We start from the raw sequence: 14,074 nt of genomic DNA on the forward strand, positions 1-14,074 counted from the left end.
GCGGCATGCTCGGGCCGGGTCCACGCAACCTTATCACCGATGTCGATGGCCTTGCCGTCGGCAGCGTCGCGGATACGAAGTTGCGTTCGGGCGTCACCGTCCTGCTGTGCGATCGCCCGTCGGTCGCATCGGTCGACGTGCGCGGCGGCGCACCGGGAACGCGCGAGACCGATCTGCTCGATCCGTCGTGCCGCGTCGATCGCGTCGATGCGATTTGCCTCTCGGGAGGGTCGGCGTTCGGTCTTTCCGCCGCCGACGGCGTGATGCGCTGGCTGAAGGAACGTGGACGCGGCGTGGCGATCGCCGATGTGGTGGTGCCGATCGTGCCGACGGCGATCCTCTTCGACCTGCTGAACGGGGGCGACAAGAACTGGCAGTGGCCGCCCTATCGCGAACTCGCCTATCAGGCGGCGGAGCGGGCGGGGCTCGACTTCGAGCTCGGCAACACGGGCGCCGGCATGGGCGCCAACGCGGGCAACCTGAAGGGCGGCTTGGGCAGTGCGTCGGCGGTCGATCCGGCGACAGGCCTCCAAGTCGGCGCGCTGGTCGCCGTCAATGCACGAGGCTACGCCACCATGGGTGATATGCCGCAATTCTGGGCATGGGCGCTGGAGCAGGACGGTGAGTTTGGCGGTCTGCCTCCGCCCGGACATGGTATCGCCTTGCCGATCGCTCACAATCGCGCCGATCTGACCCACGGCGATCCGCGTGGCAACACCACCATCGCCATCGTCGCGACCAATGCCGGGCTCGACAAGGCCTCGGCCCAGCGCATGGCCATGATGGCCCAGGATGGTTTGGCGCGCTCCATCCGACCGGTGCACACGCCGCAGGACGGCGATACCGTGTTCGCGGTGGCGACCGGTGCGATCGAGCTTGGCAGCGATGCGCTGGCCTTGGGCGAACTCGGCACGCTGGCTGCGGATTGCCTGGCGCGGGCGGTGGCGCGCGGCGTCTATCACGCCGCGACGCTCGGGGCGTCACGCGGCTGGCGGGACGTGTTCGGCCGTTGATAGACTGCCGCTGCAACACCGGAGGACTATCCGTGAATTCTCCTTCTCGCCGTCAATTCGTGGCAGCCGCGGCGGCAGCGACGGCAACACTCGGTTTCGGCCCCGATGTATGGGCACAAACCAAGGATCGCTTGGTGATCGGCATGTCGCTGGAGCCGCCGGTCCTCGATCCGACCAAGAATGCCGCGGCCGCCATCCGCGAGATCACCAGCCCCAGTATCTACGAGGCTCTCGGCCGAATCGATCGAACCGGAGCCATTCAACCGAACCTGGCCGAGAGCTGGTCGATCTCCGAGGACGGAAAGGAATACGTCTTCAAGCTGCGGCGGGGCGTGAGGTTCCACGATGGTGAGGCATTCGATGCGTCGGTGGCCAAGTCCTCGTTGGAGCGACTCTATGCCAAGGATTCCACGGTGCCGGCCAAGTCGCTGTTTACCGACATCGAAACGGTCGAGGCCGTCGACGAGGCGACTGTCAGGATCACGCTGAAGTCGCCCAATTCCTATCTGCTCTATGCGCTGTCGCTCGGCGACGCCGGGATCATGCACCCCAAGTCGATGGCGACCAACGACAAGAAGCCGGTCGGCACCGGACCCTTCGTGTTCAAGGAGCGCAAGGAAGGCGATTCTGTCACGTTGGAGAGATGGCCGGGATACCGCGACCTCGGCGACATCAAGCTCAAGACCGTGGTCTTCAAGGTGGTCAAGGATCCGTCGGCCCAGGTGAGCTCTCTCTTGGCAGGCGATGTCGACACATTCCCCGGATTCCAGGCGCCGGAGTTGGTCGAACGGCTGAAGAGGGATGCCCGCTTCGCCGTCGTCGTCGGCACTACCGAAGGTGAAGTCATCATGGCGACCAACAACGGCAAGAAGCCGTTCGACAATCCTAAGGTGCGCCAGGCGATGGCCCATGCTCTCAATCGCGAGGAGTTGATCGCTGCCGAATCGGGGTTTGGGACGCCGATCGGCAGCCACTTCCCGCCGCACAACAAGGCATATGTCGATCTCACCGGGACGTATCCGTTCGACATCGCAAAGGCCAAGGCGCTGCTCGCCGAGGCCGGTCATCCCAACGGGTTCGAGGCGAGCCTGAAATTGCCGCCTGTCGGATACGCCCAGCGCGCAGGCGAAGTGCTGGCGAGCCAGCTCGGCAAGATCGGCATCAAGGTGGCGATTACACAGCTTCAATGGCCGCAGTGGCTGGCCGAGGTGTTCCGGGAGAAGAACTACGACTTGACGGTGGTTGCCCACACCGAGGCCAACGACCTGGATCGCTACGCGCGGGAGAACTACTACTGGAACTACAATTCGGCGGAGTTCCGAGCCAAGTGGCGGGAAGTCTTGTCGTCGACCGACTTCGCCAGGCGCGACGAGCTCCTGAAGGAGTGCCAGCGCATCATTGCGCGCGATGCCGTCAACGGGTTTCTCTATCAGCTCGCCAAGATCGGCGTTTGGAAGAAGGATCTCGTCGGCATGTGGGAGAACTCGCCTTCGCCGCAGGCCAATCTCGCGGGCGTGTACTGGAGGTAGTGGCCGCCCCCCAAGCTGAAGGCCACGGGCTGACGATGCTGTCGCTATGATCGAGTTCCTCTCGCGGCGGCTCGTTGCCGCGTTGGTGACCTTGGCGATGGCGACGGTCGTCGTGTTCGCGGTCGTCGAGGTGCTACCTGGCGATCCCGCGGAAGTCATGCTCGGCACCGAGGCGCGGCCCGACACGCTTGCCGCCCTGCGGGCAAAATACGGCTTCGATCGTCCACTGGTCGAGCGTTACGCGACCTGGATCGGCGGGCTGGCGACGTTCGATCTCGGCGCCAGCCACGCCTATGGCACACCGGTCTCCAAGCTCATCGGCGATCGGCTGGTCGTCACCCTGCCACTCGGTGCCATGGCGCTGTCGTGGGCGACATTGGTGGCGATTCCGCTCGGCGTGTTCGCTGCCTGGCGGCACGGCCGGCCGGGTGACTGGGGCGTGATGGGTTTCACCCAGATCGGCATCTCGATCCCGAACTTCTGGTTCGGCATTGTCTTGGTGCTGGTGTTTGCCGTGACCTGGCAGCTCTTCCCGGCGGGTGGCTTTCCGGGATGGGGACAGGATGTCGTCAAGTCCCTGCATGCACTGGTGCTGCCGGCGGCGGCGTTGTCGCTGGGCGAGATCGCCATCCTTACCCGCGTCACCCGATCGGCGATGCTCGACACCCTGCGCGAGGACTATGTGCGTACGGCCCGCGCCAAGGGGGCGCCCGAGCGGACTGTTCTTTTCCGGCATGCGCTGCGCAACGCACTGATTCCGGTGACGACGGTCGCCGGCCTGATCGCGGGTTTCCTCATTGCTGGTGCGGTGATCATCGAAAGCGTCTTCCGCCTGCCCGGGGTCGGACAACTCGTCTACGACTCGATCAACAATCGCGATCTGATCGTGATCAAGAATGTCGTGATCCTGTTTACGGTACTCGTGCTGGCGGTGAACCTGCTGGTCGACCTCGCCTACGCGCTGCTCGATCCGCGACCGCGGATTCGCGCATGAAGAATTTTCTGGCGCGTGCCGGGCGACACGTCGGATTCCAGATCGGCGCGGTGCTGTTGCTCCTGTTCATCGGTACCGCCCTCGTGTCTCTCTTCTGGACGCCGCATCCGGTCGAAGAACTGCAGATGCGGGCCAAGCTGATGCCATCCTCCGCAAAGTACTGGCTGGGAACAGATCATCTCGGCCGCGACGTGCTCTCGCGCATCATGGTGGGCGCCCAGACGTCGATCGCGGTCGGCCTGATCGCTGTCGTCCTCGGCATGTCGGCGGGCGTCGCGCTGGGCGCATGGGCTGCGGCGCGAGGTGGTTGGGTCGACGAGGCGCTGTCGCGTACCTCCGATCTCATCTTCGCCTTCCCGGCGGTGCTGATCGCCATTCTCATTACGTCCGTCCTGGGAGCCAGCGCACAAAACGCCATTCTCGCCATCGCCATCTTCAACGTTCCGGTGTTCGCGCGCGTGACCCGCGGCGCTGCGTTGTCGATGTGGGGCCGCGACTTCGTGCGTGCGGCGACGGCCATGGGGCGGGGTCCGGTCGGCATCACCCTGCATCATGTCCTGCCCAACATAGCCAGCATCCTGATCGTCCAGGCGACGATTCAGTTCGCGGTGGCGATCTTGGCCGAAGCGGGGCTCTCCTATCTCGGGCTCGGTGCCCAGCCGCCGGTGCCGTCGTGGGGGCGGATGCTGCGCGATGCGCAGACCTACATCTTCCAAGCACCGGGGTTGGCAGTATGGCCGGGCTGCGCCATTGCCGCGGCCGTGCTCGGCCTGAACATGCTGGGGGACGGCCTGCGCGATCTGCTAGATCCGCGGCTTCGCCTGATGCGCGTGGGATAGGCCTCGATTGTCGAGCCCGGGAGCGGACCGTCAGACCGGCCGGTCGCCGCAAATCTGGATGCGCCGCATGAGACGGCGAAACGGCCCGGTATCGCCCAACGCGATGTGCTTGGCGCTTCGATTGTCCCAGAACGCAATCGAGCCCTTCTGCCATCGGAAGCGGAAAGTGAATTCCGGCCGGTTGCCGTGCTCCATCAGGAAGTCGAGCAGCGGCTTGCTCTCGGCTTCCGTCATGCCTTCGAAGGCGACGGTGTAAGACTTGTTGACGAACAGCATCTTGCGGCCGTTCTCGGGGTTCGTGCGCACGACCGGGTGGACACTGCGTGTCTCGCGCCAGTCCGCTCCATCGCGGTGCTTCGTCGAACGCCCCTTGTTCTTGCCGGCCTGCGGCCCCGCCACCATGATGTCGCTGTGCACGGCCCGCAGACCGTGCAGCATCTTCTTCATGCCGTCCGACAGCGCTTCGTAGGCCAGGTACTGGTTGGCGAACATCGTGTCGCCACCGTAGGGCGGCACATCGATGCCGTAGAGGATCGCGCCCATCGGCGGCTCGGGCCACATCGTGGTATCGGCATGCCAGTCCTCGCCGACGTAGCCGGTGTCGCCCGGCTCGCGCCGCACCATGACGATCTCGGGATCGTCTCCCATGCCCTTGTAGTTGGGATGCACGAATATCTCGCCGAACTTTCGGGCAAAGGCTTTGTGGCGTGCGACATCGAGTTCCTGGTCGCGGAAGAACACGACGCAGTGCTCGTTCAGGGCGTCGCGAATCTCGCGCACCGTGTCGTCGTCGAGGTCCTGGGCGACATCGACGCCCGAAATCTCCGCGCCGCCAGCGCCCGAGAGCTGCTTCACCTCGATGCGGCTGTTCCTCATGGCGACCTCCTGCTAGTAGAGCCTAGCAGTGTCGGATGAGGCATCCAACGGTCCTTTGAGACGTTAGGTTTCCATACTGTCGCCATGTTCGCCGAACTACGAAGGATTCCGATGCAGCGGCGAACCCGCCTCGACAACATCTGGCGATGTCTGGTCGTTTCGGCGGCGATGGTCCTTGCCGCCCAGGCCGCCCATGCGCGCAAGGCCGAAATCACCCTGTCGATCGTCGGCGACCAGCGCATGGCCGCCGAGCTCCAAGGACTGATCGATGCTCTCGACAAGGATACACCGCTCTCCGGCGATGCCCTGTCGTTGTTGCAGGGCGCACAGGCCCGGCGCGCCCGTCTTGAGACGGCCCTGCGTTCGCGTGGCTTCTACGACGCGGAGGTTCACACGACGTATTCGGGGCGCACGATCGACGAGCCGGAGGCTCTCGATGCCATTGCGGTTGCGCCCGCTTCGGAGACGATCAATTTTGCGGTTCTGATCCAGACAGGATCGCGCTATCGCGTCGCCACCCTGGCGATCCGTCCCGCAGGACAGGCGACGACGTCGCTTGCCATCGATCTGGACCAACTGTCGCTGAAGGTGGGCAGTCCCGCCGACGCCGCCGAGATCCTGAAGACCGAACAGCAAATACTCGAGCAGCTTCGCGAGCGCGGCCATGCGCTGGCGGCGGCGCGGCCGCGCGAAGTCGTGATCGACTACGCCGTCAAGGAAGCCTACGTCACCTACGTGATCGAGGAGGGACCCTTGGCCTCGATGGGTCCGGTGCGATTCTCGGGAACGCAAGAGATCGACACGAAGTACCTGCAGCGCCGTGTCCCCTTCTCGCAGGGCGAGCCCTATCGGCCGGGCAGGGTCAATGAATTGCGCGACCGGATGACGTCACTCGGTGTGTTCAACTCCGTGCGCGTCACGCCGGCCAGCCAACTCGAAGCCGACGGCAGGCTGCCGATCGACGTCGAGCTTCGCGACCGGGCGCAGCGATCGGTCGGCTTCGGCGTCGCCTACGAGACGCAGCTCGGCTTCTCGGTCAACGCCTACTGGCTGCACCGCAACCTGTTCGGTCAAGCCGAGAGCTTGCGCCTCGCCACGGAGATGAATCGTATCGGACAGGGCGCGTTCTTCCAGGACTCGGGCTATGCCTTCAAGGCGGACTTCCGCAAGCCCGACTGGTGGTTGCCCCAGCAGGATGCGGTGGCGCAGGCGCAGGTCGTGCGGGAGGTGTTCGATGCCTATCGCCGCAAGGCGGTGGTCGGCTCCTTTGGGTTCGAGCGGACATTCTCCCCGCATTGGCGGGCCAAGGTGAGTCTCGCGGGCGACTACTCCGAGATCGAGGCCCATGGGACCACGCGCACCTTTGCGCTTGTGGGTCTGCCGATGTCGGTGACGCTCGACCGGGCCAACAGCGCGGTCGAACCGACCAAGGGATACCGTTTCACCCTGGCGGCGGCGCCCTACATGGATGCCAAGAACCAGAACGACGTCTTCAGCATCCTGCGGCTCACCGGGGCGGGCTATCTCGATATCAGCGGGAACGGTCGCAGCGTTCTCGCCGGCCGCGCATCCTACGGCATGATCCCCGGGGCAAGCACGAGTCTGACCCCGCCCGACAAGCTCTTCTATGCCGGCGGCGGTGGTTCGGTGCGTGGCTTCGCCTATCAGAGTGCCGGTCCACGCGATGCCTTCAACACGCCGATCGGCGGGGCGAGCGTGGTGGAGGGAAGCCTCGAGTTTCGCCAGCGCATTGGCCAGTCGTTCGGCGCGGTCGCGTTCGTCGATGCCGGCAGCGCCTATCTCGACGTCTGGCCGGACTTTGCGAGCCTGCCGCCGCGTGTCGGTGCTGGCGTCGGCCTTCGCTACTACACCGGCTTCGGGCCGGCCCGCCTCGACGTTGCCGTGCCGCTCAACCGGCGCTCCGGCGATGCGCCCTTCGGCATCTACGTCAGCCTCGGGCAGGCGTTCTGATGCGCGCCCTCAGGATCCTCGGCGGGATGATCGGCGGCTTTGCTGCCGCCGTCGCGCTGTTGCTCGCCGTACTGCAGTCGGCGCCGGCCAGGCACTGGGTGGCGGCGACCATGTCGCGGCTCGCGTCTTCGGGGGAAATGCGGGTCGAACTGAGAGAACTGGACGGATTCATACCGACAGACCTGACCATCGGCGAGCTCGAAGTGGCGGATCGAGAGGGCGTTTGGCTGCGTGCCGAAGAAGTGCGTCTTTCCTGGTCGATTGCGCCATTGTTCTCCGGATGGCTGCGCATCGACAACCTCACGGCACGACAGATCGACGTACGTCGCCTTCCCTACCCATCGAGGACCGATGAGCCTTCGTCCGGTGAGTTCACCGGGCTGCCGTTCGCCGTCGACTTGCGTCTCGCTTCCGTGCCCGAGTTGAACCTGCACGAGTCCGTCGCCGGCGTGCGGTCGAACTGGAAACTGGATGCCGCCGCTTCCTTGCCGGCGGATGACGGCGCCAGCCATCTTCACGTGACGCTCGATCGCACGGACGGGCCGGCAGCCCATGCCTCGGCCGACCTGAGGTTTCGACTGGCCCCGCTCTCGATCGACGGAAGGATCGCGGTCGAGGAATCCACGCGCGGCGGGCTGGTGGCGGAGCTGATCGGACGGCCCGATCTCGAGCGCACGTCGCTCGAGATGACGGCCCGGGGCAACGCCCAGTCCGGCAACGTCGTGTTGACGGCCGGCGCCGGCGATGCCGTTACCTCGGAAGGACGGGTGCATTGGGAGCGTGTCGGCGCCGACACGCAAGTATCCCTTCGGCTGCAGGCGGCGACTTCCGGCCTGCCCGACAGTCCACTCGCCCGTGCACTCGCCCAGCCGCTCGAGCTGCAGGGTTCCGCCCGGTTCGACGCCGCTCGAACGTGGAGTGTCGAGCGACTGACACTCGAATCGGGTCCGACCAGGATCGAGGGCACCGGACGATACGACATGGCCACGGACAAACTCGAGGCCAGCGTGGACGTCATGGTCCCGGATGCCGGCCCATACTCCGCGCTTGCCGGGGGCGCCGGGTGGCGCGACCTGCGAGCCACCATCCGTTCGGAGCTGCGCGACCTTGCCCGCGATCCGTCCGGGACGGCGACGGTCACGGCGACGGTGGACGATGTGCGCGGGATGCCATCCGGTCGCCTGGAGGCCGCCGCCACGATCGAGTTGCGCAAGGGAGGGAATTTGATCGTACAGGACGGCACCCTCTCGGAAGCGGGTGCGGTCGCGCGATTCGGCGGCAGCTATCGGCCCTCGACGTCGGTCGGTGAGATGACGGCACGACTGAGGATCGCCGACCTGGATCGATACTCGCCGCTCGCCGGTGTGACGCTCGGCGGAGTCGGCGAACTCGAGCTTTCAGCGCGCGTCGACAAGGAGCGCGTGCGCCTGCGCTGGAACGGAAGCTTCGACGCATTGACCTTGCCCGGCGTGCCGGAGCGGATCACGCGACCGTCGGTAAGCACCCGCGGCGCCGTCGAATTTGCCGACGGCGCGTGGATCGTCGAAGCGTTGCGCGTCGGGTCGCCGGCGCTCTCGCTGCAGGTCGACGGACGCGGCCACGAACGCAACGGCGATCTCAGGCTCTCCGCTTCCGTCCCTCGGGTCGAAGCGCTGCAGCCGGAGATCACGGGTGCGCTCGAAGCCACGGCCGATCTGAGCGTCTCGAACGAGACGGTCGCCGGCGAGTTGCGCGTGCAGGGGACGCTCGCCGACCGACCGGCCCGCCTGGATGGCCGGTTTCGACGCGGTGCCGACGGCGCATTGTCGGTCCCGGGCGCGCAAGGCGACTGGGCAAGCGCTGTGGTGAACGTCACCGATCTCGAAATCTCGCCGCGCGGCGCGACCGGTCACGGCCATCTCCGGATATCGAGTCTGGCGGATTTCTCGGTGCTTGTCGGTGTACCGATGGATGGCTCGATCGATCTGAAGGTTGCAACCGAACCGAACCCCGGTGGCGCGGTGATGGTCGTGCTGCGCGGCGAAGCGCTGCGCAGCGGCGATAGGCGCGTCGCCAGGCTGGCATTCGACGGCACTGTGCGAGATCCCTTCGGTGCGGCCGAAACCGACGCGCATCTGGACGCCGATGGTATCGCTGGTGTCGACGAAGTCGGACGCCTGGAGGCGACGGCGAAGGGCGACCGGCATGCCGTCGACGTCGCGCTGCGGGCAGGCGGCACGAACCTGTCGGCCGATCTCGCGGCCCGTGTCGAGAGGACCGCCGATGAGATTCGTCTCGCGGTGTCGCGCTTCACGGGCCGCTATCGGGGCGTGCCCGTTGGGCTGGCCGGTGCCTTGCGGGCGACGATCCGAGGGGAGCGGACGACCATCGAACCCGCATCGTTGCGCCTTGGCAGCGGCAATGTCCGCATCGCCGGGACCGTCGATCCGCAGACCAGCAACCTCGAGGCCGACATCGCCGCCTTGCCGCTCGCGCTGCTGTCGTCGCTGACGCCGGGTGTCGACATCGAGGGCACATTGCAGGCAAGACTGCGCGCCCATGGACCGGCGGCCAATCCGCGCTTGCAGGCGACCTACAATGCGACGGGACTGCGGTTGCGGCGGCCCGGCACGGCGTTGTTGCCGAGTATCGCCCTGAGAGGATCGGCTTCCCTGGTCGAGCGGCGCGCAACCTTCGATATCCGACTGGGCGGCGGCGGCTCGACCAACCTGACGTTGAGAGGCGACGCGACACTGGCGCCTTTCGACGCTCGTGTGGCGATCGGCGGCAGCGTCGACATCGGTCCTTTCTCGCCGTTGCTGGGCAACAGCATCCGCAACGTGTCGGGCACGTTGCGGCCGAACTTGCGACTCGCGATCACGCCGGATGGCATTGCGGGCGACGGCTCGGCTGCTCTTGCCGGCGTGGCGTTCGCGCTGCCGGACAGCGGTTTGCGACTGAGCGGCGGCGAGGGCACGCTGGCCTTGGCGGGCGACGTGTTGCGCTTGCAGCGTCTCGCCTTCCAGACAGCAGGCGGTGGGCGTGTCGGCGCCGCGGGCACCGTTGCGCTCGATCCCGAACGCGGCTTTCCGCTCGACCTCGCGATCGAGACACAACGGGCTTTGGCTGTCAGTCGTCCCGATCTGGTCGTTGCTGTTACCAGCGACGTCAAGGTGACCGGCTCCATGGTCGACGGCGTGGACGTCGGCGGCAACCTCCGGCTCGATCGCACCGAAATCGCCATCGGCGCTCAGCAGGCGGCAGGGTATCCGACGATCCCGGTGCGCGAGATCAATCTGCCGGCCGGCGAGAGCGACGCCATCGCACCCGGCGGCGATGCGGCGGGATTGCCGGTGCGGCTCGCTCTCGAGATCGCCGCGCCGGACGCGGTGTTCGTGCGCGGCCGTGGACTGGACGCGGAGATGAGCGGGCAATTGCAGGTCGCCGGCACCGCGAGTCGGCCCAGTGTGCTTGGCAATCTCACCCTGCGCCGCGGCACCTTCAATCTCGCCGGTCGCCGCCTGAACTTCACGCGCGGCAACGTCTCGCTCCTCACCGCCGACACCCTCGATCCGCTCCTCGATTTCGTGGCCACGACCTCCGTTCAATCGACGACCATAGAAGTGGCGATCGGCGGCACGTCGCGGGCACCCACCTTCAGCGTTAGTGCAAGTCCGCCACTGCCCCAGGACGAGGCGATGGCGATGCTGCTGTTCGGCAAGCCGTCCGCCGGACTGAGCCCCTTCGAGATCCTGAGCGCCGCCGAAGCGATCGGCGAACTGAGCGGCCGAACATCGCCCGCGCAGGGTTTCCTCGGTCGCCTGCGTCGCAGCCTGGGGCTGGACCAGCTCTCGGTCGACGGGGCCGGCGGCCAAGGTCCGTCGCTCGGCGCAGGCCGCTATCTGGCGCCGGGCGTCTATGTCGGCGCCCGTCAAGGTGCCGGCGCCGGGTCGAGCCGTGGCGTGGTTGAAATCGAGGTGTTTCCCAATACCAAAGTCGAAGCCGACGTGGGTGCCGATGTGAACAGCCGGTTGGGCGTCAAGATGGAATGGGATTATTGATTGCGTTCACCCGTCGGTTGCTGAGACACTGACATCCCGTGACGACCCTGATCTTCCTCGTGCTCGGCATCGCCTTGCTGACGGCAGTGGCGGGTCGGCGCGACGTCGCCACGGTCCTGTTTGCCCTCTCCTTTGTCGGCTCGGTCGCGTGGTTCGTGCACCACCTGACCGACCCGCTCACCGTGTTCCTGTAGGCCGCGATGCCTGGCCTCGTGCGTTTCGGCAACACCATCGGCGCGAGCGGCATGGCGCTGGTGCTGCTGGCGGCGTTCGTCATGCAATTCGCCCGGCACGAATTGCCTTGCCCGTTGTGCAATCTGCAGCGGATCGCCTTCGTCCTTTGCGGCTTTGCCTTCGCGTTGAACCTGCGCTTCGGATCGCACCCTTATCACTACGGTCTTGGACTGGTCGCCGCGCTGTTCGGCCTCGCTGTGTCCGGACGCCAGGTGCTGTTGCACATCGCGAGCGACACGGGCCACTACGGCTCGGCCATCCTCGGCCTTCACCTCTACAGCTGGTCGTTCCTGATTTTCCTGGCGACGATCGCGGGCATCGCGTTTTTGCTGCTGGTCGCCGGCACGGTGAGTTTCGAAAGCCATCGCAGCAGCCCGCGACATCCCGGTCCGTTCCACGGCCTCGCCAAGGCCGCGTGCTACCTTCTGGTCCTCGTCACGCTTGCCAACGCCGCGATGAGTTTCGTGCAGTGCGGGCCGATCGAATGTCCGGACAATCCGACGAGCTACTGGCTGATCGAGCGGTTCTTCGGCTGACCGTGCGGGCGATCACCTGTCGAACTCGGTATCCTTCTTGGGGATCAGGTCGTAGGGCAGGGCGAAGCCCGGCATCGACATGATCCGCTCGCGCCAGGCGCGGGCATGCGGCCGGCGGTCCAGGGAAAGCCCGCCCTCGGCCATGAACACCATGCGACCCCAGCAGCCGATGTCGGCGATCGTGCATTTGTCGCCGACCAGCCATTGCCGTCCGTCGAGAGACTTGTCGATGAAGTCGAGCGCGGCTTCGGCAGGCGCCCGAAAGTAGTCGACGATCGCCGGTGCGACGTCGGGGCGGAAGCGTGCGAAATGGCGGATCCGCGCCACGTTGGTGATGGCGTCGTTCTCCCAGGCGAGCCACTCGCGGGCCTGCCAGCGCGCCTGCTCGGTCGTTGCCTCGAAATGGCCGGTCGAGCGGGCGAGATAGTCGAGGATGACGTTGGACATCACCAGAGTGAGTCCGCGATGGCGCAACACCGGCACCTGTCCATATCGATTGATCGCGAGGTGTTCGGGTTGCTTCTGAACGCCGTTCTTGAGGTTGACGGTTCGAAAGGAGAAGGACAGTCCGGCGAGAGCCAGGAACAGCATCGGCTTGTAGCTCGAGCTGGACGTAAAGCTGCCGTGAAGAACAAGGCGGTCTGGGCTGTCGGGCATGCTGGCTTCCTCCGCTTGCATCTTGCACCGCGACGCGAACCCTGCCTATCTGGCCGCATGACCATCGTTTCACGCCGCCTCGCCCTCGCCGCCGCCGGTTCGGTGGCTTTCGCCGCCTCCGCCGCCGGCCAGTCGCCGGCCGACGTCGTCGCCGTCATCGAGCGCTATGCCGCCGCCCTCAAGGCCGGCAACGTCGAGACCTTGGTCGGGCTCTACGCCGCCGACGGTTCCTTCGTGCGCGAGAACATGCAGCCGGCCATCGGCACCACCGCCTTGCGGGCGGCCTACAAGGAAGTCTTCGCGACCCTCAAGGTCGATCTCGCCTTCACGGTCAAGGAGGCCGAGACCTCCGGCGACCTCGCCTGGCTGCGCGCGACCTCCGGCGGCCGCATCAAGTTCCTCGCGACCGGACGCGAATCGGAGGAGGCGTTCAACACGCTGGTCGTCTTCCGCCGCGTCGGTGACGCCTGGAAGATCCGCAGCTATCTCTACGCCTCCAGCAAGCCCGGTCCCCGGCCGCCCGCCTGATCCCATGTCGGACGAGGCCTACACCGTCATCCTCGGTGATCGCCGCTACGCCGTGCATCGAAAGTGGGCAAGGCTGCCGCCCGGCGACGCATTCGGTTTCATTTCCGACGTGATGGTCGACGGCGATGGCAGGGTTCATGTCGCGCAGCGCGGGACCGATCGTCCCGTGCTGGTGTTCGGTCCCGATGGCGGCTATCGCGGCGCCTGGGGCGAGGGAGTGCTGGCGGAACCGCACTACATCACGGCGGGCCACGACGGCACGATCCTCGTCGCCGACCGCGACGCCCATCAGGTGCTGCGTTTCGACGGCGACGGCAGGCTGCTCCAGGCGCTGGGCCGTCGTCATTGGCCCTCGCTCGACGCACCCTTCAATCATCCGACGGCCGCCGCCCTGGCCTCCGACGGACAGATTTACGTGGCCGACGGCTACGGCAATTCGAGCGTGCATTGTTTCGCCGCGGACGGGGCGCTGGTCCGCACCTGGGGTGGACGCGGTGCCGGGCCTGGCGCCTTCACCACGCCGCATGCCATCGCCATCGACGCGGAGGGGCGCGTGCTGGTCGGCGATCGCGAGAACAATCGCATCCAGGTCTTCGATGGCGACGGTCGATTCCTCGACGCTTGGGGCGATCTCTACCATCCGATGCAGATCTGGATCGACGGACGCGGCATGGTCTTCGTCACCGACCAGACGCCGCGCATCAGCCTGTTCGGTCCCGGCGGCGGGTTGATCGGCCGTTGCCGCGGCGCCATCAACGGCGCGCATGGGCTGTCGGGCGACGCGGAGGGCAACCTCTATCTCGCCGAGCTGCCGCCGCAGGAAATCACCAAGCTCGAGCGCCTCGACTAGCGCCGGA

General features: G+C 66.3%; 12 protein-coding genes. 10 read left to right on the forward strand and 2 right to left on the reverse strand.

The features are described from left to right. Window positions 1-5 precede the first annotated feature (5 nt). Genes KIT25_24605 through KIT25_24620 form a run of 4 tightly spaced genes read left to right on the forward strand, consistent with a single transcriptional unit; the run spans window position 6 to window position 4,375 of the window. Window positions 6-1,013, forward strand: a complete 1,008-nt coding sequence (locus KIT25_24605) for a P1 family peptidase (GenBank protein UYN95153.1) — start codon at window positions 6-8, stop codon at window positions 1,011-1,013. 32 nt (window positions 1,014-1,045) lie between these two features. Next, window positions 1,046-2,542: an ABC transporter substrate-binding protein gene (locus tag KIT25_24610; GenBank protein ID UYN95154.1), complete on the forward strand. Its 1,497-nt coding sequence runs from the start codon at window positions 1,046-1,048 to the stop codon at window positions 2,540-2,542. A 46-nt stretch (window positions 2,543-2,588) separates the two neighbouring features. Further along, window positions 2,589-3,536 carry an ABC transporter permease gene (locus KIT25_24615; GenBank protein ID UYN95155.1) on the forward strand — a complete coding sequence of 316 codons (948 nt, stop codon included), beginning with the start codon at window positions 2,589-2,591 and terminating at the stop codon, window positions 3,534-3,536. Continuing rightward, complete coding sequence (locus tag KIT25_24620) at window positions 3,533-4,375, forward strand: ABC transporter permease (GenBank protein UYN95156.1); 843 nt, start codon at window positions 3,533-3,535, stop codon at window positions 4,373-4,375. Before KIT25_24615 ends, KIT25_24620 begins: the two co-directional genes overlap by 4 nt. A gap of 30 nt (window positions 4,376-4,405) precedes the next feature. On the opposite strand, the gene KIT25_24625 is transcribed toward KIT25_24620, so the two are convergent. Next, on the reverse strand, window positions 4,406-5,251 hold the full coding sequence (locus KIT25_24625; protein UYN95157.1) for a TauD/TfdA family dioxygenase: 846 nt from the start codon (window positions 5,249-5,251) through the stop codon (window positions 4,406-4,408). Window positions 5,252-5,362: 111 nt separating this feature from the next. Here KIT25_24625 and KIT25_24630 point away from each other — a divergent pair, with 111 nt between their 5' ends. From KIT25_24630 to KIT25_24645, 4 genes are read left to right on the forward strand one after another with little or no spacing between them, the layout of a single operon-like run. Then, on the forward strand, window positions 5,363-7,222 hold the full coding sequence (locus KIT25_24630; GenBank protein UYN95158.1) for an outer membrane protein assembly factor: 1,860 nt from the start codon (window positions 5,363-5,365) through the stop codon (window positions 7,220-7,222). Beyond that, window positions 7,222-11,262, forward strand: coding sequence for a translocation/assembly module TamB domain-containing protein (locus KIT25_24635; protein UYN95159.1), 4,041 nt, complete (start codon window positions 7,222-7,224; stop codon window positions 11,260-11,262). The genes KIT25_24630 and KIT25_24635 overlap by 1 nt, the downstream gene beginning before the upstream one ends. Window positions 11,263-11,300: 38 nt before the next feature. Next, the gene (locus KIT25_24640; GenBank protein ID UYN95160.1) at window positions 11,301-11,456 is read left to right on the forward strand and encodes a hypothetical protein; all 156 of its coding nucleotides are present in this window, start codon (window positions 11,301-11,303) and stop codon (window positions 11,454-11,456) included. 6 nt (window positions 11,457-11,462) lie between these two features. After that, window positions 11,463-12,032, forward strand: coding sequence for a disulfide bond formation protein B (locus KIT25_24645; protein UYN95161.1), 570 nt, complete (start codon window positions 11,463-11,465; stop codon window positions 12,030-12,032). Window positions 12,033-12,044: 12 nt separating this feature from the next. Here the strand turns inward: KIT25_24645 and KIT25_24650 are convergent, their stop codons facing one another. Further along, the gene (locus KIT25_24650; GenBank protein UYN95162.1) at window positions 12,045-12,689 is read right to left on the reverse strand and encodes a glutathione S-transferase family protein; all 645 of its coding nucleotides are present in this window, start codon (window positions 12,687-12,689) and stop codon (window positions 12,045-12,047) included. Window positions 12,690-12,746: 57 nt separating this feature from the next. Here KIT25_24650 and KIT25_24655 point away from each other — a divergent pair, with 57 nt between their 5' ends. Together KIT25_24655 and KIT25_24660 are read left to right on the forward strand one after the other, a co-directional pair. After that, window positions 12,747-13,217, forward strand: coding sequence for a nuclear transport factor 2 family protein (locus KIT25_24655; protein UYN95163.1), 471 nt, complete (start codon window positions 12,747-12,749; stop codon window positions 13,215-13,217). A 4-nt stretch (window positions 13,218-13,221) separates the two neighbouring features. Further along, window positions 13,222-14,067: a 6-bladed beta-propeller gene (locus tag KIT25_24660; protein UYN95164.1), complete on the forward strand. Its 846-nt coding sequence runs from the start codon at window positions 13,222-13,224 to the stop codon at window positions 14,065-14,067. Window positions 14,068-14,074 lie beyond the last annotated feature (7 nt).

Origin of the sequence: Enhydrobacter sp. (assembly GCA_025808875.1) — a bacterium.
Classification (GTDB): Bacteria; Pseudomonadota; Alphaproteobacteria; order Reyranellales; family Reyranellaceae; genus Reyranella.

Excerpts from the sequence above, each read along its gene's own strand:
- KIT25_24605 (UYN95153.1), top strand. The coding sequence starts at position 6 with ATGCTCGGGCCGGGTCCACGCAACCTTATCACCGATGTCGATGGCCTT.
- KIT25_24615 (UYN95155.1), top strand. The coding sequence starts at position 2,589 with ATGATCGAGTTCCTCTCGCGGCGGCTCGTTGCCGCGTTGGTGACCTTG.
- KIT25_24620 (UYN95156.1), top strand. The coding sequence starts at position 3,533 with ATGAAGAATTTTCTGGCGCGTGCCGGGCGACACGTCGGATTCCAGATC.
- KIT25_24625 (UYN95157.1), bottom strand. The coding sequence starts at position 5,251 with ATGAGGAACAGCCGCATCGAGGTGAAGCAGCTCTCGGGCGCTGGCGGC.
- KIT25_24630 (UYN95158.1), top strand. The coding sequence starts at position 5,363 with ATGCAGCGGCGAACCCGCCTCGACAACATCTGGCGATGTCTGGTCGTT.
- KIT25_24635 (UYN95159.1), top strand. The coding sequence starts at position 7,222 with ATGCGCGCCCTCAGGATCCTCGGCGGGATGATCGGCGGCTTTGCTGCC.
- KIT25_24645 (UYN95161.1), top strand. The coding sequence starts at position 11,463 with ATGCCTGGCCTCGTGCGTTTCGGCAACACCATCGGCGCGAGCGGCATG.
- KIT25_24650 (UYN95162.1), bottom strand. The coding sequence starts at position 12,689 with ATGCCCGACAGCCCAGACCGCCTTGTTCTTCACGGCAGCTTTACGTCC.
- KIT25_24655 (UYN95163.1), top strand. The coding sequence starts at position 12,747 with ATGACCATCGTTTCACGCCGCCTCGCCCTCGCCGCCGCCGGTTCGGTG.
- KIT25_24660 (UYN95164.1), top strand. The coding sequence starts at position 13,222 with ATGTCGGACGAGGCCTACACCGTCATCCTCGGTGATCGCCGCTACGCC.